Source organism: Enterococcus sp. 125944, assembly GCF_051909435.1.
Lineage (GTDB): Bacteria > Bacillota > Bacilli > Lactobacillales > Enterococcaceae > Enterococcus_D > Enterococcus_D gallinarum.
Genome location: NZ_JBQASY010000003.1, coordinates 83,433 through 106,245, shown reverse-complemented (window position 1 = coordinate 106,245; position 22,813 = coordinate 83,433). Strand labels below are relative to the sequence as shown.

Sequence of the window (22,813 nt, the reverse complement as noted above, 5' to 3'; positions counted from 1 at the left end):
TCAGAAAGGAAAACAGCTCATGAAACAAGAACGAATGACCATTACAAAACAGCGAATGCTCGCACCGCGAATCTACGAGATGACTCTCTCTGGTGCTCTCGTTCAAGAAATGACCACACCGGGACAATTTCTGCATATTCGAGTGCCGGATGATGCCTTTCTCTTAAGACGACCAATCAGTATTAGCTGGATCGATCAAGAAAGCCAAAGTTGTCGCATCATTTATCGGACAGAAGGGGAGGGGACCAAGCGGTTTGCCCATCTGCAAAGCGGGAATCAACTGGATGTTTTAGGCCCTCTAGGGAATGGCTTTCATATCGAAGATTTACAAAAAGATGAGACTGTTTTTATCGTAGGTGGTGGTATCGGAGTTCCGCCACTCTACGAACTTTCCAAACAATTAGTCGCAAAAGGTGTACGGACGATTCATTTTTTGGGATTTGCTAGTTCGGAAGTCATGTATTACGAAAAGGCGTTTCAAGCTCTAGGGGATACACGAATCGCAACGGATGATGGCACCTATGGCGTTCAAGGGAATGTCGGTAATCTATTGTTAGCAGCCGATAGCAAACCTGCGGCTGTTTTTGCCTGCGGCAACAATGGCTTGTTAAAAACGGTTGAACAACTTTTCCAAGACTGTCCGAATGTGCAACTTTCATTGGAATCTCGCATGGCTTGCGGGATCGGTGCTTGCTATGCTTGTGTTTGTCATAAAGCCGATGATCCAAAAGGGACCAAAAGTGTCAAAGTCTGTGACGAAGGCCCTGTTTTTCAAGCTGGAAAGGTGGTTATTTAAGTGGTTTTAGCTGTTGAATTACCGGGGTTGTCTCTCAAAAACCCCATAATGCCGGCTAGTGGCTGTTTTGGTTTTGGCGCAGAATACAACAAGTATTATGATATCAGTCAGCTCGGTGCCGTCATGATCAAAGCCACGACCCCAGAAGCACGCTTTGGCAATCCAACACCGCGAGTGGCTGAAACACCAAGCGGCATGTTGAATGCGATTGGCTTACAAAATCCTGGCCTTCGAGTAGTCATGGAAGACATTTTGCCAGAGTTAGCGCAAAAGCATCCAGATCTGCCGATCATCGCAAACGTGGCTGGTTCCACTCAAGAAGATTATGTCACTGTCTGTCAAAAAATCAGTCAAGCGCCGAATGTAAAAGCCATTGAATTAAATGTTTCCTGCCCAAACGTCAAACATGGTGGTATTACTTTTGGTACCGATCCTCAAGTGGCGAAAGAACTGACCCAAGCGGTCAAAGCAGTTTCGCAAGTGCCAATCTATGTCAAACTATCGCCAAATGTGACCGATATCGTACCCATTGCAAAAGCAATCGAGGCGGGGGGTGCCGATGGTTTCACGATGATCAATACGTTATTGGGTATGCGCATTGATTTGAAGACACGACGTCCTATTTTGGCCAACCAGACCGGGGGGCTCTCAGGCCCAGCCATCAAGCCAGTGGCGATTCGTTTGATCAAACAAGTGGCACAAGTTTCTTCGTTGCCAATCATTGGCATGGGCGGTGTGATGACGGTTGATGATGTGTTAGAAATGTATTTAGCTGGAGCGAGTGCGGTAGCAGTTGGTACCGCAAATTTTACCGATCCTTATATTTGTCCCAAGTTGATCGAAGAATTGCCTGTACGAATGGCAGAATTAGGTATCGAATCTTTGGCACAGTTGATCAAGGAAGTAAGAGAGGGGCATTAAGATGATTGAACGACCAATTATTGCTTTGGATTTTCCAAGCAAAAAAGAAATTGAGCTTTTTTTAGAGAAATTTCCTAAAACAGAAAAATTATTCGTCAAAGTCGGTATGGAAATCTTTTATCAAGAAGGACCAGAAATCGTCAGCTGGTTAAAAGATTTAGGCCATGATATTTTCTTAGACTTAAAACTTCACGACATTCCCAATACTGTCGAGCGGGCCATGACACGTTTGGCAAATCTTGGGGTCGCGATCACCAATGTTCATGCGGCGGGTGGTATTGAGATGATGATAGCAGCAAAGCGGGGACTGCAAAATGGAACCAAGGAAGGCCAAAATGTGCCGCTATTGATTGCTGTCACACAGCTGACTTCTACTAGCGAAGAACAAATGCAGCAAGAACAGCTAATTTCTGTTTCTTTAGAAGAAAGCGTGCGTCATTATGCTCAATGTGCAGAAAAAGCAGGATTAGCTGGCGTGGTTTGTTCCGCCCAAGAAGCTGCTGCCATCAAGGTAGCTACCAATCCTGAATTTATGTGCTTAACCCCAGGAATTCGTCCGGCTGGTAGTGATGCCGGAGATCAAAAACGAATCGTCACACCAGCAAAAGCAAGACAAATTGGTTCTTCTGCGATTGTTGTCGGTCGACCAATCACACAATCTGCAACACCTTTTGATACTTACCAGGAAATTAAACAAGCATGGAAGGAAGCTATTCAATGACAGAAATCAGTAAAGCAATTGCCAAAGACCTTTTAACGATTGAAGCAGTATTTTTACGTCCAAATGAACCCTTTACTTGGGCAAGCGGCATCAAAAGCCCGATTTATTGTGATAATCGTATGACAATGAGTTACCCTGCTGTACGTAAAGCGATTGCCAGTGGTTTGGCTGCGCAAATCAAAGAACACTTTCCAGACGTCGAAGTAATTGCGGGTACAGCTACTGCTGGGATCCCACATGCCGCTTGGGTGGCAGATATTCTTGATTTGCCAATGGTCTATATCCGCAGCAAAGCCAAAGATCATGGCAAAGGAAACCAAATCGAAGGACGTATCACAGAAGGTCAGAAAATGGTTGTGATCGAAGATTTGATCTCTACTGGCGGCAGTGTGTTAGAAGCTTGCGAAGCAGCCGCTCGCGAAGGGGCAAATGTTCTGGGGGTGGCAGCGATCTTTACCTATGAATTGCCGCAGGGATTAACCAACTTTGAAAAGGCCCAGTTGCCATTAGTGACGTTGACCAACTATTCAACAATGATCGATACTGCATTAGAGATGGACTATATCGGAAAAGAAGATATTGCATTGCTGCAGCAATGGAAACAGTCACCTCAAACTTGGACTGGTAAATAAGAACAACGAATATGCCTGGAGTGATCCAAGAGCATATTCGTTTTATTTTTATCTTTTTTCTGATACGATTTGAGACGATTCATCAAAAGTTATCTGGCAGTTGAAAGGCAGCCAGTTTCAATAGGGAGGCAGTTTTATTGAAAAGAAATATGGATGTTCCATGGAGTTATTCTGGGGAGAATGGTCCTGAGTATTGGCACACATTGTGTGACTGGTATGCTGAAGGAGCGAAGTTTCCATTGCAATCGCCCATTGCGCTTTACCATGACGATACAGAGGAACCTGTCGATGAGGATTTAAGCTTCCATTACCATCGGGAACGCTTTACTGAAAAAGAATTTAAAAATACGATTCATTTTGTTCCATACAATAAAGAAAGTTACGTGACCTTTCAAGGCATCAATTACTACCTAACGGATATTCATTTTCATATGCCTTCTGAGCATATCATCGATGATGAGCAGCAAGAACTTGAATTTCATTTGGTACATATGAATGAACAAGGAGAAAACTTAGTCGTCGGTATTTTGTTCCGGTTAACAGATAAATTAAACTGGATCTGTAATCAGCAAGATGATAGTATTTGGGATTTCAAAAACCATACCCAATGGTTTGACCCATCGATGTTTTTACCGGAAATGACCCACCATTTTCACTATGTAGGTTCTTTGACAACTCCTCCAACTAAAGGTCCAATCAACTGGTTTGTATTTGACTGGGTAGGCGAGATGAGTCGTCGCTTTATTCTGGAATTTCGTGAAGAAGTTTTGGAAAACAATAATCGTCCATTGCAGGATCGAAAAGACCGACCAATCTACTTTTACTGATGGTCTAGCGAACGAAAGGAAGGCTACGAAATGGATCAGTTTCAAGAGTACCTAACAAAAGAATTGTCAGAGGCACAGCGAAAAGTCCTGGAGCCATTATTTGAACATATATTAACTGAATTCCCGGATTTGCAGACCCGAATTGCTTGGAACCAGCCGATGTTTACGGATCATGGAACCTTCATCTTGGGGATTAGCAGTTCGAAGAAACATTTCTCAGTCTCGCCAGAAGTGAAAACGATGGCCTTGTTCAATACCCGCATTGAAGCAAGTGGCTATTCACAAACAAAAAACATTTTTCGTATTTTATGGGATCAGCCGGTTGACGAAAAGCTGATCTTCGACATTATCCGTTTTAATATGGAAGACAAAGCGGATTGTCAAACCTTTTGGCGCTAGATAGTCGTTCTGAAAATAAATTTTAATGGCCAACAAAAAAGACGATTTATTCGTCTTTTTTGTTGGTTTAAATCCGGGATCATCAGACAATAGCGACCGAATTATGCTAAAATAGTGGAAAATACACGAAAATCCTTTTAAAAATACCAACTATTGTGAACAAAAGCACAATCGAATCTTTTTTAGGAAAAAGAGCAGAGGCCGTTAAGCTTTTTTCTTTTAGTTGTTTTATAGTGTGAGAAAGGAGACTTCTATGCATGCATGGGAAGCCATACAGAAAACATTGGACCATATTGAAGCAAATTTAGCTGAGACAATCGAAATTGATGAGTTAGCCAAAGTTGCTGCTTTGTCGCCGTTTTATTATCAGCGTTTATTCACGCGATTAGTCAAATCCTCAGTCAGAGAGTATATCAAGTTACGCCGTTTGGCTGTAGCAGCCACCTATTTACAAGAACAGCAACGGCGAATCATTGATGTTGCGCTGGAGGTTGGATTCAATAATCCTATTTCTTTTTCGCGATCGTTTAAAGAAGTTTATGGCATTTCACCTTCACACTATCAGAAACAGTTGCTCCCATTACAAAATTTCGATAAACCAGATTTATCCCTGAGCCATATTGTGGTAGAGGAAGGGGAACCGTTGATCAGTGAAGGGGTCGTCTTAGCAATACAGCAGAAAACAATGGATCAGCCGCGGGTTTTCAATGGTATCGTTGGTTATTATCCTTTCAAGTACGGCAAAATGCTAGGAGAAAGAACCGGCGTAGATCCAGTTGAAAAGATTTGGCAAGACTTTTTTCACGCTTGCGCCAATCATCCATTTTTGCGAGCAGAGACGCTCATTGGTGTTTCCTATCCAGGAGAGGCACCAGCAGGTCATTCCAGTTATTTTGTCGGGGCAGAATCTGTCACTGGAAGATATGAGAAAGACCTGAGCCATCTGACAAGCTGGACATTACCGGCCCGTGACTATGTTGTTTGCAGCTTTGAGACGACTAAAGCACAAATGATCGTCGGGATGGGTAAGGCAATGAGGTATACTCGTTTTTGGCTAAAAAAACACGGTTTGATAGCGGATGGCTTTTTTCCTGAGCTTTATCGACAATCGCAAGCGGAGATCATGATTGTCGAATTATGGATTCCTTTTAAAACAAGAGAAAATTTTCAAGGAGGAAAAACAAATGATGAATTATGAAGAGGGCCTGACATTACTGGAAGAAAAGTTTGGTAACGACAAAGACAATTTGATCTCTTTAGCAACGATTGCGCGCAATTGCGGTGAAAATGGGCTGCCTCGTCCTATGGTGCGGGATGTCGATGCTTATTATGAGAATGGTGTCTTTTATGTATCGACCCATGAAAGCTCCAACAAAATCCAGCAAATCAAAGAAAATCCCGAAGTTTCTATCGCAGTCTGTGGCGAATGGTTTACCGCTAATGGCTTCGGAGAAAATCTAGGATGGGTCTTGGACCCAAAAAATGCGGAATTGAGAAAGAAAATTCGCAAGGCGTTTGTTTGGTACGATGAAGTTAATGATGAAGCGGATCAAGGCTGTTGTTTTCTTGCCATTCGGTTAACGAAAGGGACATTGAATATCAATCACTGGGAAAAGCTCTATCATTTTGATTTTGAAAATAAGCGCATGATTGATCAAAATGATACTTTTTAACCACCAACAATGCATCGATTCCATTGATCAGTCATCTGGACTAGCGTTGTTTCGATGAAATGGCTTGGCTGATGTGTCCGAGAGCTTCTTAGCGATTCCAAGTATTTTTCCATAAAAAATGAGCCGCTTACGGATTTGTTCTATCCACCCATTCTCAGCGATTGACGAGAAGGCTGTGTGTTAGAGACATGTAAGCGGGTCATTTTTTTGTTCTTCGCCCATTTTTTTGGAAAATCAGCAAAAGAACAGCGTTAGTTTTGTTTTAAATCCAAAATTGTTTCCTCAGGCGTTACATAATAAGTCGTCTGGTTCTCATAAATCACAAAGCCTGGTTTTGCACCATTTGGTTTGCGAATATGTTTGACTTGTACCAAATCCACAGGTACTTGTGCGGAGTGGCGGTATTTCGAGAAGTAGGCAGCTAATTCTGCGGCTTCCAAGATTGTTTCTTCGCTAGGTGAATCCGACCGAATGATCACATGAGACCCGGGGATATTTTTCGTATGGAGCCAATAATCTGTTTTACGTGCCGTTTTTAATGTTAACTGATCATTTTGCAGATTGTTTTTGCCTACCAGAATCTCCGTTCCATCAGAAGAGAGAAAACGTTCCGGTTGCGAGGGCGTTTGTTTTTTCCGTTGTTTCGTTCGATTTTTGACATATCCTTGGGCAGCAAGTTCTTCGCGAATCGTCAAAAGATCTTTCGGTGCGGCAATTTCCAACTGTGCTTCAACTGATTCCAAATAGGCGATCTCATCTTTTGTTTCAGCAATTTGCTGATGAATCAGTTTGACAGCATTTTTCAGCTTTTGATAACGCTGGAAATATTTTTGCGCGTTCTGGTTGGGTGTCAAGGCCGGATCTAAGGCAATTTTTATTGGTTTGTTCTCATCATAGTAATTGGCTAATTCCACTTCGCCTGCACCGCGAGGGACTTGCGCCATGAAAGTCGTTAAAAGCTCGCCTTTTTGACGGAATTCTTCCGCATTCTCAGATTCTCGCAAAGTTTGCTGTCTTTTTTCTAGCTTGTGCTTGTTTCGCTTCAGCTCATTGTCGATTTTTTTCAGTAATTCACTGCCTTGCTGTTTTACTCGGTCACGGTCAGCTTTTTCATGATAAAACGCATCAAGCAATTCGCTTAGACTCTGGTAAGTTTCCTGCCAGTCCGCTTGTTCCATCAGTGAATGAAAGGGGACCGGAGTAAAGAATTCTTTGTTCCCGGATTTTAAGTAGGTAGGAACAGGATCCGCTAGCTCGGCAAAAAATTCTTCCCAAACGGTTACTTTTTCATTTGGCCGTTCTTTCAGACGAGATACCAGCTCATCTGCCGTATCCCTGCCAAATCCTTGAAAAGTCTGCTGCAAGACTTTGGGCGACAATTCTTCTAGACGAGACAGCATTTCAAAGACTTTTGTTTGATTGAGTGTATACGGATCAACAGTGTCTTGTTTTGGCGGAGCAACATAAAGGGACCCTGGCAGCAAGGTACGATACGTATTTTGCGAATGGCCAATGTGCTTGATCGTATCAACGATTTTACCGGTTGCCCGATTCATTAAGAGAATCGTGCTGTGTCTGCCCATCAATTCAACGATCAAAACAAAGTTCTGTAAATCGCCTAATTCGTCACGACGAGTAAAATGGAAATGAACGACTCGATCATTCGCAACTTGTTCAATCGTTTCCAGGATTGCGCCTTCTAAATACTTCCGTAACATCATCAAAAATGTTGGAGGTGTTTCTGGGTTGGTATAGGTAGCTTGTGTACATTGAATCCGAGCATAGCTCGGATGGGCAGATAGCAATAATTTGTGATTTTTCCCTTGAGAACGGATCACGAAGATCACTTCGTTCTCATAAGGCTGGTGAATTTTATTCACTCGACCATTGACGAGTTCATTTTGTAATTCCTGAACCATCAAGTGGGTAAAGATGCCATCGAAGGACATTTGTTTCCCTCATTTCTGTTTTATCAAACTTTTTTCTCATTCAATTTTTGAGGTCAAGACATTTGACCGATAAAGGAAGGTAAGTAAAATTAACGAATCTAGATTGAATCGAGTAGTTCTATTATAACGAAAAGAAACCAGAAAGACCAATCCTGATCCAAGCAGGACATACCCCATCAGATTTAGGATATATTGAAGCATTCACTAAGAGTCCGTTTTATTGTTTTGTGCATCCTTTAGGGCTTTTTCAATCTCCATATTCAAGAAATAGGAAATGACTGTTCGAATGACTACGACTACTGCTAAGCGGACGATATCGGCAAATGTCGGATGGATGATGGTCTCAATGATATCTGCAGCAATCAAGATCTCCAAACCAAGCAAAACATAACTGCCGAGAAAATTTCGAATAAAATTGTTTTCTCTGGCCGCACTCATACGGTCTTTCGCTTTTATTTCAAAACGAATAAAATCAAAACCAGCTTTTACAACTCCCCACACAAGCACTAAAATTGAAAGCAGATTCAGACAAACGACGATTAAATCTAAAATGGGGATTGCATTATCCATTAAAAGTTCAGCAAGATCAGCCATGACTAACTCCTTTGGTTTTTTCTCTATCTTATCGAATTTTACTTAATATGGGAAGTTATATGGGAAGTTTCTTGACGCTCCCAAGACATCTTGCTAGTATAAAGATAAGGTTGATGGCAGATGAAAAGGGCGGGGTTTAGGATGGAGCTATTCGAGAATTTTTTTCAGTTGGTAAAAGAGCAGATGCGAGAAAGCTGGGAAGCTTTTGTCCAAAGTGTCTACCAAAATCAGCGTAAGACCATGTATTATTTAGGTACGGGTATTCTACTTGCTGTGCTATTTGCTGTAGTGATTATTACTTCTCAAACGAGGATCAAAACATCGCTGATCCACAAGATGGCTTTTGAAGAATTGCCTTCTGATAAGATTGAACCATTAGAATATGCAGAAGCAGATCAGACGATTCGGGACACAAAAGCCATTTCTGTGATGTTTAGTAAACCGAATGGCGAAGAGTTGGCAGAAGTGTTTCAATTGTTTAATGATAAAGAGAGTGAAATGAATCGATCTGTGTACTATTATCCGATCGTATATGATACACAGTCTTTTTTAGATACTTACGGTGTAAAAGCAAATGAAATCACCTTTGTTTTCTTTGAAAACGGACAAGAGAAAAATCGATTTACTTATCAATCACTTAAAGATCCTGCAGAAGAATTTATTCCTGAATTGAATCGGTTACCAATGTGGAATATTCGCAAATTAGCAGAGTAAGAAAAAATCTGACAATTTGAATAAAAGTTATTGACGTTCTTTTATCAATACGCTAAACTAAGTGAAACAAAGTTAAACAAATGGAAAAAGGAGGAGCTAATATGAGACTATTTTACGCATTGCAATCAAATTCATGGCAAAACTGGCGTAGATAGTTGTATTGGTGGACCTCATTCCATAGATACAACTTTTTAGAGAACCTTCTAAAGTGCTGTATCTATGCTGGTAAATGAATCTTTCACCGCATAGAACGATTAGTCTATGCGGTTTTTGCTTGAAGCAACTGCCGGATTGTCGGCAGTTGCTTTTTTTAGTTCTCAAGTATAAACAAAAAAATGAGAAAGAAGCGAGGAGAGTTAAAAATGAAAAACAAAGGATTAATTGCTGCAGTTATTGTTATTTTTGGATTTTTATTGGCGGCTTTTGGGTACCAAATGGGAGCAAAACAAACAGGAGAATCCGCTGAACAACCTACGGATCAAACAGCAAAAAAAGAACACAAAACGGTGGGTATTCTACAATTTGTCAGTCATGAAGCGCTCGACGAAATCACTCGAGGCGTCAAAGAAGGGTTAAAACAATCGGGTTATACCGAAGGGGATAATTTAACAATCGAATTTCAAAATGGCCAAGCGGATCAAAGTAAATTAGCGACCATGAGTCAGCAATTGCTGAACAAAGGCGCTGATGTACTAGTAGGGATAGCAACACCTGCTGCTCAAGCATTGGCTAATACTACTAAGGATGTGCCAATCGTTTTAGGCGCAGTGACCGATCCGGTTGGGGCCAATCTAGTAGCTGATATGGATAAACCTGGAGGAAATATCACTGGAGTATCAGATAAAACACCAGTAGCTGCTCAGTTTGAATTAGCCCAAGAATTGATGCCAGAGGCAAAATCAGTTGGTATCTTATATTCTTCAACAGAGGATAACTCCAAGTATCAAGCAGCAGAAGCAGAAGCGGCCGCAGAAAAATATGGCTTGACGTCAAAAAAATATGCAGTTCCTTCAAGCAATGAAATTGCTCAGACGGTACAGGTGATGGCAGAAACCGTCGATTTCATTTTTATCCCATTGGATAATACGATTGCCAATGCGATGCAGACGGTTGTCGGAGAAGCAAACAAAACGAAAACACCAATCATCACCTCAGCAGAAACCATGGTGCAACAAGGTGGCTTGGCGACTGTGGGTCAAAATCAGTTTAGCTTAGGTGTCCAATCAGGTAAAATGGCAGCTGCAATCTTAAAAGGGGAATCTGATCCAGCAACAACCCCCATCTATACTTTTAAAGATGGCGATACGGTTATTAATGAAAAGCAAGCTGAATTTCTTGGCATCACTATTCCAGAAGCACTCAAAGAAAAAGCCAGACTCATTTCTGACGAAGCGACCGAAACAACATCAAGCACAGACTAACCATTGAAACAGCTGCTCTTAAAAGGGTTATAGCAATGCTAACTAACGTTTCATAAAGAAACAAGAAAAAAATCTATTGCTTTTAAGGAGTATGTGTCCTGACAGAAACTTCTTGTTGTCAGGACAGGGGTTTGGAAGACAGATAGAAAAACAAGTAACGAGGAGGAAAAAAAATGATCGTTTCAGCGATTGGGCAAGGATTCCTTTGGGGGATTCTTGGGTTAGGTATTTTTATGACGTATCGAATTTTAAATTTTCCAGATATGACTACTGAGGGCTCTTTTCCTCTTGGCGGCGCGGTCTGTGTGACTGCTATCACGCAAGGTGTCTCACCGATAGTAGCTACTCTTTTAGGGGTAGGTGCGGGGATGTGTGCCGGATTAGTAACTGGTCTTTTATATACGAAAGGCAAGATCCCAGTAATTCTAGCTGGAATCCTTGTGATGTCGGGACTAAATTCAGTGATGCTGTTTGTGATGCGCTCGCCAAATCTTTCTCTATTGAATCAACCAAAAATCCAAGATTTCTTCACGAAGCTAAATTTGCCTAATTACTTTGATACTGTGTTGATCGGATTAGTGATGGTATTAGTGATCGGGGCTGTCTTGCTATTCTTTTTCCATACCAATCTTGGGCAAGCCTATATTGCTACAGGAGACAACGAGCATATGGCTAAATCACTAGGGATCAACACAGACACTATGAAGATCATTGGCTTAGTTGTTTCCAATGGAGTGATTGCATTATCTGGGGCATTGATCGCCCAAAATGATGGTTACGCAGATGTTAGTAAAGGAATCGGGGTCATTGTAATAGGGTTAGCATCGATTATCATCGGTGAAGTATTATTTGGCGAACTAACATTATTGGAGCGGCTCGTAGCGATTGTTGTGGGCAGTATCATTTATCAGCTGTTGATCCTATTTGTGATCAGAGCTGGCTTTGATACTACTTACTTAAAAATCTTTTCGGCGATCGTCTTGACGCTTTGTCTATTGATCCCGCAATTCAAAAATGCACTGCACTTGCGGACGGGTTTCGAAAAGGAGGATGAATGATGTTAACGATCAATAAAGCAACCAAAATCATTGGCAATGGTCCTCATGAAAAGAAGACGCTCTTACAGAAAGTAGATTTAAAACTGCAACCAGGGGAATTTGTGACTGTAGTCGGCGGCAATGGTGCTGGAAAAAGTACATTGTTTAATTGTATATCCGGTTCACTGCCACTTACTAGTGGTCAGATCTTGATCGATGACCAAGATGTTACGCAGTTGTCAGAAGAAAAAAGAGCTGCTTACTTGTCAAGAGTCTTTCAAGACCCTAAAATGGGCACTGCGCCGCGAATGACCGTCGCTGAAAATCTATTGTTGGCGCAACGTCGTGGACAGAAAAGGAATTTGCATTTGCGCCAATTACAAGCACAAAAAGATGTTTATTATCAATTATGTCAAGAAGTGGGCAACGGGCTCGAACAACATTTGGATACACCAACAGGAAATTTATCTGGTGGGCAACGCCAAGCATTGAGTCTCTTGATGGCAACGATCCAGACCCCAAAATTGCTGCTTTTAGACGAGCATACTGCGGCATTGGATCCGAAAACGTCTAAACAGTTGATGCAAATCACTGCAGATCGAGTGGAACAACAACAGTTGACTTGCTTGATGATCACTCATCGCATGGAAGATGCTCTAAAATATGGCAACCGATTGATCTTGCTTCGTAAAGGGCAGATCGTGAAAGATTTATCCGCAGCAGAAAAAGCGCAGCTTCGTTTGCAAGATCTATTACTATTCTTTGAAGACGACCTTTAGAAAACCGAATCTACCAGTGAAAATCGCAGAAAAAAAATAAATGAAAACCAGTGAAATGAAAAAAATAAGAAAAAATCATTGACAACTTTCAAAGTTCAACCTATACTTAGGACAATCTTACATCAGTTTGGAGCGAACAATCATGAAACAATTGCAAGCGAACCCCTCACAACTGAATAAATATTACTTTAGCTATTTTAGATAGGTTTGTATTCATGAAAGACATGGGTACAAACACTCGTTTGTATCTATGATGGCTAAGGCATTTCGTAATGACTTTAAAGCCACGTAGATCGTAAAATCTATAGTGGCTATTTTTTATATTCACATATCAGCTGATATGTAATGTTTGAAGGTGTTCACTGTAGATTCTATCAATTTACAGTGGACATCTTTTTTTGTTGAAAGGAATGAATAGGATGAACCAATTAATCACTGGACACACCCGTTTAGCAGCGTTGTTTGCGAAACCTGCCAAACACAGCATCTCGCCAGCCATGCATAATCTTTCTTTTGAAGATCAAAAAGTGGATGCTGTCTATCTAGCTTTTGATGTTGAACCAGAAAGTTTAGCAGCAAGTATCCAAAGTATTCGTCAGCTTGATTTGTTAGGAGTCAATTTATCGATGCCGCACAAAATGGCAGCTGTTCCTTTAGTCGATGAATTATCTCCTGCCGCAGAACTGATTGGTGCTATCAATACAATCGTCAACCACAAAGGTCATTTGATCGGTCACAATACGGATGGGATTGGATTTATGCGAGCGCTAGGAGACATCGAAGTCTCGATTATTGGCGGTACCATGACAGTTATCGGCGCTGGTGGAGCTGCTACAGCAATTATTAGTCAAGCTGCCTTAGATGGGGTAGAAACCATTCATGTTTTTAATCGAAACGATGAATTTTATCCAGTGATTGAAAGCAAGCTACAACAAATCGCGGCGGCTACTACCTGCAACATCACACTTGGTGATCTAGATGATCAGCAAGCATTGGGTCTGGCGATCAAAGAGAGCCAATTGCTAGTAAATGCGACTGGTGTTGGAATGAAGCCGCAGGAAGATGCCAGCCCATTAAAAGACCGCGGAATGTTACGAGAATCGTTGGCAGTTTATGATGTGATCTATAATCCGCGAGAAACACGGCTGTTGCGTGAAGCAAAAGCCGCGGGAGCAAAAACAGCCAATGGGTTAAGTATGTTGCTCTACCAAGGCGCGGCGGCTTTTGAGCTATGGACTGATAAAAAAATGCCGATTGAGAAAGTCAAAACACTGATTGAAAAAATGTAAAAAAACTAATAACTATGAAGGTAGGAAGAAAAAATGATCGTAATTATGAAACCAAATGCCACGGCAGAACAAGTAGAAGTTGTTGTGAAACGAATCAAAAAAGAAGGATTAGATGTACAGGTCAATCAAGGGAAGGAACAAATCGTCATTGGACTTAAAGGAGATACGCGTCTGATCCAAGATGTCGCTTTTCGCAGCTACGATGGTGTAGAAGACGCAATTCGTATTTCCAATACGTACAAATTGACTTCGCGGGAATTTCATCCGCAGGACACGGTAGTTGATGTTGATGGTGTCAAAATCGGAGATGGACATTTCGTAACAATGGCTGGCCCATGTTCGATCGAAGGATTAGAACAAATCCGTGAATGTGCACGGATCGCCAAAGCTGGCGGTGCTCAAATTTTACGAGGAGGTGCTTTCAAACCTCGGACCTCTCCTTACGCTTTCCAAGGTCTGGAAGAAGAAGGGCTGAAATACATCCGTCAAGCTGCTGATGAAACAGGGATGAAAGTCATCACTGAAGTAATGGACGAAGGACATATCGATATGGTTGCGGAATACAGCGATATTTTGCAAATCGGTGCTCGTAACATGCAGAATTTCAAACTATTAGCGGCTGTCGGTAAAACAGGAAAACCTATTGGATTGAAGCGGGGAATTTCAGGAACAATTGATGAATGGTTGAATGCTGCAGAATACATTGCTGTTCAAGATAAAAGTGAAGTGATCTTCATTGAGCGGGGAATTCGAACATACGAAACAGCAACGCGGAATACATTCGACCTTAGTGCTGTACCGATCATCAAAAAGTTGAGTCATTTCCCAATTATCGTTGATCCTAGTCATGGGACGGGTATCTGGGATCTAGTTCCGCCAATGGCTAGAGCTGGGGTTGCTGCGGGCGCAGACGGCATGATCGTTGAGATCCATCCAGATCCGGCAAATGCTTGGTCTGATGGTCCTCAATCATTGAACGAAAAAACCTACATGAATATGATGAATGAAGTCCATATCATGGAAAAAGCGATGAAAGAAATCAAAGCACTGCAAAAATAATCATCGTTTTTCAGCTGAGAGTGACAGCTATTTCAGAAGAAATCAAGTCATTGTGAAGTCTAAAAAAAGGAGTGTACCATTTGATGTTACACATAAATTTAGCAGAACATTCGTATGATATTGTCATTCAACGAGGTGCCTTTCAAGAAGTAGGGAAATGGGTCAAAGGACTTTGGCAACCTCAAAGGATCGCAGTGATTACGGATAGTAACGTTTCCCCAATCTATGGACAAGTCATTATTGATGCGCTTACTCATGAAGGATTTGCAGCAAAATTACTTGTTGTTCCAGCGGGAGAAAAGAGCAAGTCTCTTGAGCAAGCGACGATTCTTTATGATCGTTTAGCAGAACTTGGGTTGACCCGAAGCGATGGAATAATTGCGCTGGGCGGCGGAGTAATCGGTGATTTAGCAGGTTTCGTGGCTTCGACCTATATGCGAGGAGTCCATTTTCTTCAGATTCCCACGACTTTATTGGCGCAAGTAGATTCTAGTATTGGCGGCAAAACAGCTGTCAATACTGAAAATGCTAAAAATTTGGTTGGAACCTTTGCCCAACCCGCTGGTGTTTTGATCGATCCAGAACTTTTACGATCATTACCACTTTATCGCGTACAAGAAGGAATTGCGGAGATCATTAAGTCGGCAGCAATCGCTGATGACCAGCTATGGCAAAAACTAGCCGAATTGCAAGATGAGGCGGCATTATTGGACCATGCAGAACAAGTGATCACCGCGGCTTTAACGGTCAAACGAAAAGTTGTCGAGGAAGACCCTTTCGATCATGGCAGTCGCTTGATGTTGAATTTCGGCCATACCATCGGACATGGGCTAGAAAAAACAGCAGCGTTTGAAATCAGCCATGGTGCAGGAGTAGCAATCGGCATGGTGATGATCACCCAACACGCGGAGTCCATCGGATTATCTCCAAAAGGAACTACTGCCCAATTAATAGAAATGATCAGCAAGTTTCATTTGCCTACTCAGTCAGAATCGGTTGACAAAGATCAGTTGTATCAAGCGATCACTCATGATAAAAAGACCCGAGGAAACCAATTGAAGATTATTTTGTTAGAAAAAATCGGTCAAGCGAAGATCGTTACGATCCCTACAGAAGAAATCAAAAATTATTTATAAAAAAGAGAGGAAGCGGCGGATGATGCGTTATATTACAGCAGGTGAATCCCACGGACCTGAATTGACCGCAATTATTGAAGGTCTACCAGCGGGATTACCCTTAACAGCAGCAGATATCAATCACGAACTAGCGAGAAGACAAACGGGTTATGGCCGCGGCGGTCGCATGCTGATTGAAAAAGACCAAGTCCGTATTACTTCCGGCATCCGACATGGAAAAACATTAGGGTCGCCTGTGACATTGGTTGTGGAAAATAAAGACTGGAAAAATTGGACGAAAGTGATGGCAATCGAGGAAGTTCCTGAAAAAGATCGGAAATTACGACGAGTGGCTCGGCCTAGACCAGGACATGCAGACTTGGTCGGAGGCATGAAATACCGTCATCAGGATTTGCGAAACGTCTTAGAGCGTTCCTCTGCGCGGGAAACAACGATGCGAGTGGCCATTGGTGCAATTGCCAAAAAAATCTTAAAGGAATTAGGGATTGAAGTGGCTGGCCATGTGACAATGCTTGGCGGCATCAAAGCAGCTATTCCTGATGGTTTGACTGTTCAAGAAATTGCCGAGCGCTCCGAAGCATCTGAAGTTCGGGTGTTGGATCCTTCTGTCGAAGAAGAAATCAAGCAATTGATCGACCAAACCAAGAGAAATGGGGATACGATTGGTGGCGTCGTAGAAGTTCTAATCGGGGGTGTCCCCGCTGGTCTAGGCAGTTATGTGCAGTGGGATAAAAAATTGGATGCCAAAATTGCGCAGGCCGTGGTTAGTATCAATGCATTTAAAGGTGCTGAATTTGGTGTCGGATTTGAAGCAGGAGTCTTACCCGGTTCGCAAGTGATGGATGAAATCCTCTGGGATCAGCAAAAAGGATACACGCGTCGCAGCAATAATTTGGGCGGATTTGAAGGAGGAATGACAAATGGAGAACCGATTGTCGTTCGTGGAGTGATGAAGCCCATTCCAACATTATACAAACCGTTGCAAAGCGTTGATATCGATAGCAAAGAGCCCTACAAAGCAAGTGTTGAACGTTCAGATAGTACGGCAGTTCCTGCAGCCAGTGTGGTTTGTGAAAATGTCGTTGCTACAGTAGTAGCCAATGAAATACTCGAAAAATTTCCGAGTGACTCCTTTGAAGAATTACAAACAGCTGTCCAAGAATACCGTGACTACTTGCTTCATTACTAAAATTCATTACTAAAAGTAGTGGAGTTTATCCCACTACTAAAAAAATATCTTGAGAAAAAGGAAACGAGGGACATTCCAATGTCACAAAAAATCATGATCGCTGGTCTAGGATTGATCGGTGCTTCGTTGGCAAAATGCATCAAAAAAGCTGTTGCTGACAGCTATCTGATTGGTTGGGATCATTGTGAATCGACCAATGAAATTGCCATACAGTCACAGATTGTTGACTTCGTGCCAGCTTCATTTACTGAAGGAGCGATCCAATCAGATATCATCATTTTGGCACTTCCAGTGGAGATCACGAAAGCTTATTTGGCTGAATTGGGAAGAGTAACTTTAAAGTCAAATGTCTTAGTAACGGATACTGGTAGTACAAAAGCAGAGATTGTTCAATTTGCGCAGCAATTCTCCTTTGATTTTATTGGCGGTCATCCTATGGCTGGCTCTCATAAATCGGGTATTTTAGCAGCAGATGAGAATTTATTCGAAAATGCCTACTACATTTTCACCCCGACTACTAGCAACCGCATGAATGAACTGCAGCGATTGTTTCAAGGGACCAGAGCAAAATACGTCGAATTGGCACCAAACGAGCATGATCAAATCACTGGAATGCTAAGTCATTTACCTCATGTTATTGCTTCTGGGTTAGTCAATCAGGCGAATACGTTTAATCAATCACAGCCTAGGGCTCAGCAACTAGCCGCAGGAGGGTTTCGGGACATCACTCGCATTGCTTCTTCCGATCCCCGCATGTGGACGGATATTTTATTAAGTAATCGACAGGAGCTTTTGCAGCTAATCGCAACCTGGCAAAAACAAATGGAGCAAGTATCACAGTGGTTGCTGACCAAAGATGAAAAAGCAATATTCCGTTTTTTTGAAGATGCTAAAGAAACAAGAGACCATTTACCTATCCACCAAACTGGAGCAATTCCAGCGTTCTATGATCTATTGATCGATGTTCCGGATCATCCGGGTGTGGTAGCAGAGGTCACCCAGCTGTTAAGCACGGGCAATCTCTCATTGATCAATTTAAAAATTTTAGAGACGCGTGAAGATATACTTGGTGTCTTGCAGATTTCTTTCAAAAGTCAAAAAGAGCTGCAGCAAGCCCAGCAGCTGATCACTGAAAATACGACCTATCAATGTCGGATAAAATAGGAGAACAATGATGAAACTACTTAAAGCTAACCACCTAAGAGGCACACTGACAGTCCCTTCAGATAAATCTATTTCTCACCGCAGCATCATGTTTGGTGCATTAGCAGAAGGGACGACGACGGTTCGTAATTTTTTAAGAGGGGAAGATTGTCTTAGTACCCTTCACGCTTTTCAAGAATTGGGAATCCCCATTCAAGATGACGGCGAGACGATCACGATCACTGGTCAAGGGTTTGGCGGTTTGAAAGCTGCTGACCGTCCGATTGATGTAGGAAATTCAGGCACAACGATTCGTTTAATGATGGGTATTTTAGCCGGTCAACCTTTCACGACTACTTTACTGGGGGATGATTCGTTGAATCAGCGACCAATGAATCGAGTGATGTTGCCATTGAATCAAATGGGTGCGAGACTTAACGGCAGCAATGAAAGTGAGTTTCCACCGATTACTATTCAAGGTACACGCGATTTAAGCACAATCGATTATTCAATCCCTGTTGCTAGTGCACAAGTCAAATCAGCGTTACTTTTTGCCGCATTGCAAGCACAGGGTACCTCCCGAATCGTCGAGAAAGAACCGAGCCGCAACCATACGGAAGAAATGATTCGTCAATTTGGCGGCGAGATCACGGTTAAAGGAAAGGAGATTCAAATTACAGGTCCTCAATCCTTTGTTGGACAAGAAGTGATTGTACCAGGTGATATTTCTTCAGCTGCTTTTTTCTTAACCGCAGGAGCTGTTTTACCCAATAGTGAAATCACGCTAGAAAATGTTGGGATTAATCCGACGCGAACAGGAATTTTAGATGTGCTGGAACAAATGGGTGCTCAGATTTCACTGACAGCGATCGATCAGAACAATCAATCAGCTACGATTACTATTCGTTCTTCTGTATTAAAAGGAATCGAGATCCAAGGCGCGATCATTCCTCGACTCATTGATGAATTACCAATCATCGCTTTGTTAGCTACACAAGCTGTCGGCCAAACGGTGATTCGTGATGCTGAAGAATTGAAAGTCAAAGAGACGAACCGAATCGATGCGACCGCAGAAGAATTAACGAAACTGGGAGCAGATATCACGCCAACGGAAGATGGACTGATTATTAATGGTCCGACGCCCCTTCATGGTGGTAACGTGTCCAGTCGCGGCGATCATCGAATTGGTATGATGCTGCAAGTAGCTGCTTTATTGACGCAAGAAGATGTGGAATTAGAACAGGCGGAAGCAGTAGCGGTCTCCTACCCCCACTTCTTTGAGGATCTCCGCCAATTAACTGGAGGTGATGTTGAATGAAAGGAATCGTTTTGATCGGTTTTATGGGTGCTGGTAAAACAACTATTGGCCGCTTGTTAGCAGAACGATTACAGTTGGCACATGTTGATTTTGACGATCTGATCGTTGAATCAATCGGCATGACGATCCAAGACTATTTTGATCGTTACGGGGAAGCCGCTTTTCGAGAAAAAGAAACGGAGATTTTGACTCATTCATTAACACTTGATCAAGTGATCTCTACTGGTGGCGGCATCATCCTAAAAGAAGAAAATCGGCAACTATTGCAGCAATTTCCGAAAGTCGTCTATTTAAAAACGGAGCCAGAAGAATTGCTCGATCGGTTGAAAAAGGATACGGTCAATATTCGTCCGCTTGTCGTTTCGAAATCGCCGGCAGAAATCATTGATATTTATCGTCCAAGAATGCCACTATACGAAGAAAGTGCGACAGTAGTGATCGATACCACCCGCAAATCTCCAGCAGAGATCGTGACTGAAATCATTCAAAAAGCAGGTGAATAAATGAAGATTGGTTATCTAGGCCCAAAAAACTCCTTCACTTATCGAGCCGCCTGTGAATCTTTTTTAAATGAAGAAATGGTTCCTTTTGGATCGATCCCATTATGTATTCAAGCATTAGTAGCAGGGGACATCCAACGAGCGGTAGTCCCCAATGAAAATTCATTAGAGGGTTCGGTTCATGCGACAATCGATACACTTTTCCGACAAAAGGAACTGATCATTGAACAAGAAGTGATTTTGCCTATCAACCATCAGCTGCTGACCATTCAGTCAGGACAGCCGATTTCCAAAATCATTTCTCATCCACAGGCTTTGGCCCAATGTGCGGAGTTTTTGCAACATAACTTCCCAGATGTTCCTATTGAAGCGGTGGCATCGACGACTGCTGCTGCCGTCTTTGTCGCAGAGCATCCAGCGGAGCCGGTAGCAGCCATTGCTTCCAAAGAAGCAGCCCATGCTTATGGTCTATTCATTCAGGAAAAAAATATCCAGGATACGACTAGCAACCAAACTCGTTTTTGGATCTTGCAAAAAGACACAAACGAATCGAGCGTTTTCCATGATAAGGCAACGAAAGCCACGATCTATGTGACCTTGCCTACCAATCGACCAGGTAGTCTGCATCAGATTTTGGCCGCTTTTGGCTGGCGCGGCATTGACTTGAGCAAAATCGAATCCCGACCATTAAAAACGAGTCTAGGGGAATATTTTTTTGTGATAGATTTAGTGCTAAATCAGCCTTGGGCCTTGGTTGAGAATGCCTTAGAAGAAATCAGGATGTTAAATTGTAATGTCCATCTTCTAGGTACGTATGCTGTGAAGAAAATAGGTGAAGGAAATGAAAGAGAGGAAAATCATTCCTTGCGAGGATGCTGATTTATTAGCTAAACTTTATCAAAGTGTTCAAGAGGTCCATCATCAATTGATACCTAACGTTTTCAAATCCTTTGACTACGAGGCATTCCGCGACTTGTTACAGGATTTGCTTGCCGCAGAAACGCATCATTTTTTTGTAGCCTGGCAAAAACAACCTTGCGGATTTATTCATCTAAAAGAGATTGAGTTATTGGATACACCGCTGATGGTCTCTCAACGTCGACTTGAGATCGAAGCGTTATCGGTTGAAAATGCGTACCAGAAGCAAGGGGTCGGTGAAGCCTTATTAACCCATGCCGCAGATTTTGCTCGAGAAAAGCAGTTTGCAACCCTCACTCTGAATTTCTGGGCCAAAAACCAAGTGGCAGATTTTTACCAACGAAATGGTTTTCAAGTTGAACGTTACAGAGCAAGCAAGATTTTATGAGCCGCTTTTCATCTTTCTATCAAAAAGTTGCTAGGAAAATCTTAAAATTTAAAAAAATAGCTTTCTTTCTTTTTTTCGTAAGGTATTCTTATAAGAAAGAAAAGCTTTTTTTATTTGGAGGAAACTGTCCTATGAGTCGAATGGACCGCAACAAAAAATTGCATGAACAATTAGCGAAAGAAGAGCAACGAGCTGCTCATAAAGAAACGATCTTTGCTCGTCGAGAAACAAAATCTGTGAGAAGACCTCAAAAGGAAGAAGAGTATTCAGCAGAAAACGATTTTGCACAACAAAGGGAGAACGACCAAAAAAGTCAGAAGCGGTCTTCTGGTAATCATTCGTCAAAAAAACAACCCTTCAGCGGCCGAATCTGTTAACTGGCAAAAAAAACAAGTCAAAATCCTTTGGTAAACAAAAGGATTTCGGCAACAATGGTCAGTCAGTTAACAAGAAGCCAGCGAAACAAGAGCAGAAAGTAAAATCAAAAGAAGCTAAACGTAAGAAACGGCCAATTTTGCGTTTCATCCTGTATGTGCTAGTGTTTGTACTTGCCTACTCGATCGTGGCTTTTGTGGCAGGGCAGCAGGTGGCCAAAAGCGATGCACAAGTCTCAGAGACGGAAACGTTTAATGGTGTAGCATCTGCGAACGGAGCAAAAAATATTTTGCTTTTAGGAAGCGACAGCCGTAAAGGCGAAACTGGTCGTGCAGACACGATCATGGTGCTGCAATTGGATGGCCCTTCAAAGAAACCGAAGCTGCTTTCTTTCATGCGGGATACGCTAGTCACGATTCCGGGATATGGAGAAAACAAGATCAATGCAGCTTATGCATTTGGCGGGGCAGAGTTAGTTCGGCAAACGTTAGCTGAAAATTTCGGAATCCAAACGAATTATTATGTCAAAGTAGACTTTCAATCTTTCGAAAAAGTGATTGACACCCTTTTTCCTAGTGGTGTACCGATCAACGCTGAGAAAGATATGAGTAAAAACCTTGAAGTCCCTATCAAGAAAGGGCAACAGAATATGAACGGTTTAGAATTATTGCAATATGCGCGGTTCCGTATGGATGAAGAAGGCGACTTTGGGCGTGTGCGTCGACAACAACAAGTGATGGATGCTGTGTTTAATGCCATGAAGAATCCTTTATCCATCGTTAAATTGCCATACGCAGCAGGGAAAGTCCTAGGGTATGCTTCTACTAATCTGCCAGTTAGCTTCTTGCTGAGAAACACATTTTCGATTGCCAAAGGCGCAGGGGGCATTGATCGCTTAACTGTTCCTGTCGATGATTCATGGCAGTATGGCTCAACCTATGAAGCAGGAAGTGTGCTGGTCATCAACTTTGATACCAATAAACAAGCCATCGAAAGTTTCTTAAATCAGTAAGTTTAACTGAAAACTTTTTGAAA

Annotated in this window: 22 protein-coding genes and 2 pseudogenes; 22 read left to right on the top strand and 2 right to left on the bottom strand. The window is 42.2% G+C overall.

The features are described from left to right. Positions 1 to 7: 7 nt before the first annotated feature. The 8 genes and pseudogenes from ACTFWY_RS04260 to ACTFWY_RS04225 form a co-directional block, all read left to right on the top strand. Positions 8 to 796: pseudogene (locus ACTFWY_RS04260) on the top strand (dihydroorotate dehydrogenase electron transfer subunit); the annotation flags it as partial. Further along, the gene (locus ACTFWY_RS04255) at positions 797 to 1,717 is read left to right on the top strand and encodes a dihydroorotate dehydrogenase (protein WP_071870113.1); all 921 of its coding nucleotides are present in this window, start codon (positions 797 to 799) and stop codon (positions 1,715 to 1,717) included. It begins immediately after the preceding pseudogene. A gap of 1 nt (position 1,718) precedes the next feature. Further along, positions 1,719 to 2,438 carry an orotidine-5'-phosphate decarboxylase gene (gene pyrF, locus ACTFWY_RS04250; protein ID WP_005473160.1) on the top strand — a complete coding sequence of 240 codons (720 nt, stop codon included), beginning with the start codon at positions 1,719 to 1,721 and terminating at the stop codon, positions 2,436 to 2,438. Further along, positions 2,435 to 3,070, top strand: a complete 636-nt coding sequence (pyrE, locus tag ACTFWY_RS04245) for an orotate phosphoribosyltransferase (protein ID WP_005473159.1) — start codon at positions 2,435 to 2,437, stop codon at positions 3,068 to 3,070. Before pyrF ends, pyrE begins: the two co-directional genes overlap by 4 nt. Before the next feature lie 149 nt (positions 3,071 to 3,219). Continuing rightward, positions 3,220 to 3,897 (top strand): carbonic anhydrase family protein, encoded by a 678-nt coding sequence (locus ACTFWY_RS04240; protein ID WP_034704506.1) that lies wholly within the window; start codon positions 3,220 to 3,222, stop codon positions 3,895 to 3,897. 30 nt (positions 3,898 to 3,927) lie between these two features. Then, positions 3,928 to 4,296, top strand: coding sequence for an iron chaperone (locus ACTFWY_RS04235; protein WP_003126601.1), 369 nt, complete (start codon positions 3,928 to 3,930; stop codon positions 4,294 to 4,296). 253 nt (positions 4,297 to 4,549) lie between these two features. Continuing rightward, positions 4,550 to 5,494 (top strand): AraC family transcriptional regulator, encoded by a 945-nt coding sequence (locus ACTFWY_RS04230; RefSeq protein WP_005473157.1) that lies wholly within the window; start codon positions 4,550 to 4,552, stop codon positions 5,492 to 5,494. Continuing rightward, the gene (locus tag ACTFWY_RS04225; protein WP_138371873.1) at positions 5,481 to 5,969 is read left to right on the top strand and encodes a pyridoxamine 5'-phosphate oxidase family protein; all 489 of its coding nucleotides are present in this window, start codon (positions 5,481 to 5,483) and stop codon (positions 5,967 to 5,969) included. The genes ACTFWY_RS04230 and ACTFWY_RS04225 overlap by 14 nt, the downstream gene beginning before the upstream one ends. A gap of 251 nt (positions 5,970 to 6,220) precedes the next feature. Here the strand turns inward: ACTFWY_RS04225 and efbA are convergent, their stop codons facing one another. Together efbA and ACTFWY_RS04215 are read right to left on the bottom strand one after the other, a co-directional pair. Next, positions 6,221 to 7,918, bottom strand: a complete 1,698-nt coding sequence (gene efbA, locus ACTFWY_RS04220) for a fibronectin-binding protein EfbA (RefSeq protein WP_103300876.1) — start codon at positions 7,916 to 7,918, stop codon at positions 6,221 to 6,223. 204 nt (positions 7,919 to 8,122) lie between these two features. Next, a complete protein-coding gene (locus tag ACTFWY_RS04215; RefSeq protein WP_003126597.1) occupies positions 8,123 to 8,512 on the bottom strand; it encodes a DUF1622 domain-containing protein in 390 nt (129 codons plus the stop codon). 141 nt (positions 8,513 to 8,653) lie between these two features. Here ACTFWY_RS04215 and ACTFWY_RS04210 point away from each other — a divergent pair, with 141 nt between their 5' ends. The 14 genes and pseudogenes from ACTFWY_RS04210 to ACTFWY_RS04145 all read left to right on the top strand — a co-directional run bounded on the left by ACTFWY_RS04210 (position 8,654) and on the right by ACTFWY_RS04145 (position 22,790). Further along, entirely contained in the window at positions 8,654 to 9,226 is a 573-nt protein-coding gene (locus tag ACTFWY_RS04210) for a hypothetical protein (RefSeq protein WP_311811070.1), read from the top strand. Positions 9,227 to 9,588: 362 nt separating this feature from the next. After that, positions 9,589 to 10,647 carry a tryptophan ABC transporter substrate-binding protein gene (gene trpX / locus ACTFWY_RS04205; protein ID WP_005473151.1) on the top strand — a complete coding sequence of 353 codons (1,059 nt, stop codon included), beginning with the start codon at positions 9,589 to 9,591 and terminating at the stop codon, positions 10,645 to 10,647. A 173-nt stretch (positions 10,648 to 10,820) separates the two neighbouring features. After that, positions 10,821 to 11,705 carry an ABC transporter permease gene (locus ACTFWY_RS04200; protein ID WP_113849706.1) on the top strand — a complete coding sequence of 295 codons (885 nt, stop codon included), beginning with the start codon at positions 10,821 to 10,823 and terminating at the stop codon, positions 11,703 to 11,705. Next, the gene (locus ACTFWY_RS04195) at positions 11,705 to 12,463 is read left to right on the top strand and encodes an ABC transporter ATP-binding protein (RefSeq protein ID WP_103300872.1); all 759 of its coding nucleotides are present in this window, start codon (positions 11,705 to 11,707) and stop codon (positions 12,461 to 12,463) included. Before ACTFWY_RS04200 ends, ACTFWY_RS04195 begins: the two co-directional genes overlap by 1 nt. A gap of 419 nt (positions 12,464 to 12,882) precedes the next feature. Beyond that, entirely contained in the window at positions 12,883 to 13,752 is an 870-nt protein-coding gene (gene aroE / locus ACTFWY_RS04190) for a shikimate dehydrogenase (RefSeq protein WP_113849704.1), read from the top strand. Positions 13,753 to 13,785: 33 nt separating this feature from the next. Further along, the gene (aroF, locus tag ACTFWY_RS04185) at positions 13,786 to 14,811 is read left to right on the top strand and encodes a 3-deoxy-7-phosphoheptulonate synthase (RefSeq protein WP_003126590.1); all 1,026 of its coding nucleotides are present in this window, start codon (positions 13,786 to 13,788) and stop codon (positions 14,809 to 14,811) included. A gap of 83 nt (positions 14,812 to 14,894) precedes the next feature. Next, positions 14,895 to 15,947, top strand: coding sequence for a 3-dehydroquinate synthase (gene aroB / locus ACTFWY_RS04180; RefSeq protein ID WP_311811071.1), 1,053 nt, complete (start codon positions 14,895 to 14,897; stop codon positions 15,945 to 15,947). 22 nt (positions 15,948 to 15,969) lie between these two features. After that, positions 15,970 to 17,136 carry a chorismate synthase gene (gene aroC / locus ACTFWY_RS04175; RefSeq protein WP_060814365.1) on the top strand — a complete coding sequence of 389 codons (1,167 nt, stop codon included), beginning with the start codon at positions 15,970 to 15,972 and terminating at the stop codon, positions 17,134 to 17,136. Between the two features lie 78 nt (positions 17,137 to 17,214). Further along, positions 17,215 to 18,300, top strand: a complete 1,086-nt coding sequence (locus tag ACTFWY_RS04170) for a prephenate dehydrogenase (protein ID WP_439926594.1) — start codon at positions 17,215 to 17,217, stop codon at positions 18,298 to 18,300. Between the two features lie 10 nt (positions 18,301 to 18,310). Further along, entirely contained in the window at positions 18,311 to 19,597 is a 1,287-nt protein-coding gene (gene aroA / locus ACTFWY_RS04165) for a 3-phosphoshikimate 1-carboxyvinyltransferase (RefSeq protein ID WP_311811072.1), read from the top strand. Further along, positions 19,594 to 20,100 carry a shikimate kinase gene (locus tag ACTFWY_RS04160; protein ID WP_003126585.1) on the top strand — a complete coding sequence of 169 codons (507 nt, stop codon included), beginning with the start codon at positions 19,594 to 19,596 and terminating at the stop codon, positions 20,098 to 20,100. The genes aroA and ACTFWY_RS04160 overlap by 4 nt, the downstream gene beginning before the upstream one ends. Further along, complete coding sequence (gene pheA / locus ACTFWY_RS04155; RefSeq protein WP_311811073.1) at positions 20,101 to 20,976, top strand: prephenate dehydratase; 876 nt, start codon at positions 20,101 to 20,103, stop codon at positions 20,974 to 20,976. It begins immediately after the preceding gene. Next, positions 20,939 to 21,403 carry a GNAT family N-acetyltransferase gene (locus tag ACTFWY_RS04150; RefSeq protein WP_171917457.1) on the top strand — a complete coding sequence of 155 codons (465 nt, stop codon included), beginning with the start codon at positions 20,939 to 20,941 and terminating at the stop codon, positions 21,401 to 21,403. The genes pheA and ACTFWY_RS04150 overlap by 38 nt, the downstream gene beginning before the upstream one ends. 131 nt (positions 21,404 to 21,534) lie before the next feature. After that, positions 21,535 to 22,790, top strand: a pseudogene (locus ACTFWY_RS04145) (LCP family protein). Positions 22,791 to 22,813: the final 23 nt, after the last annotated feature.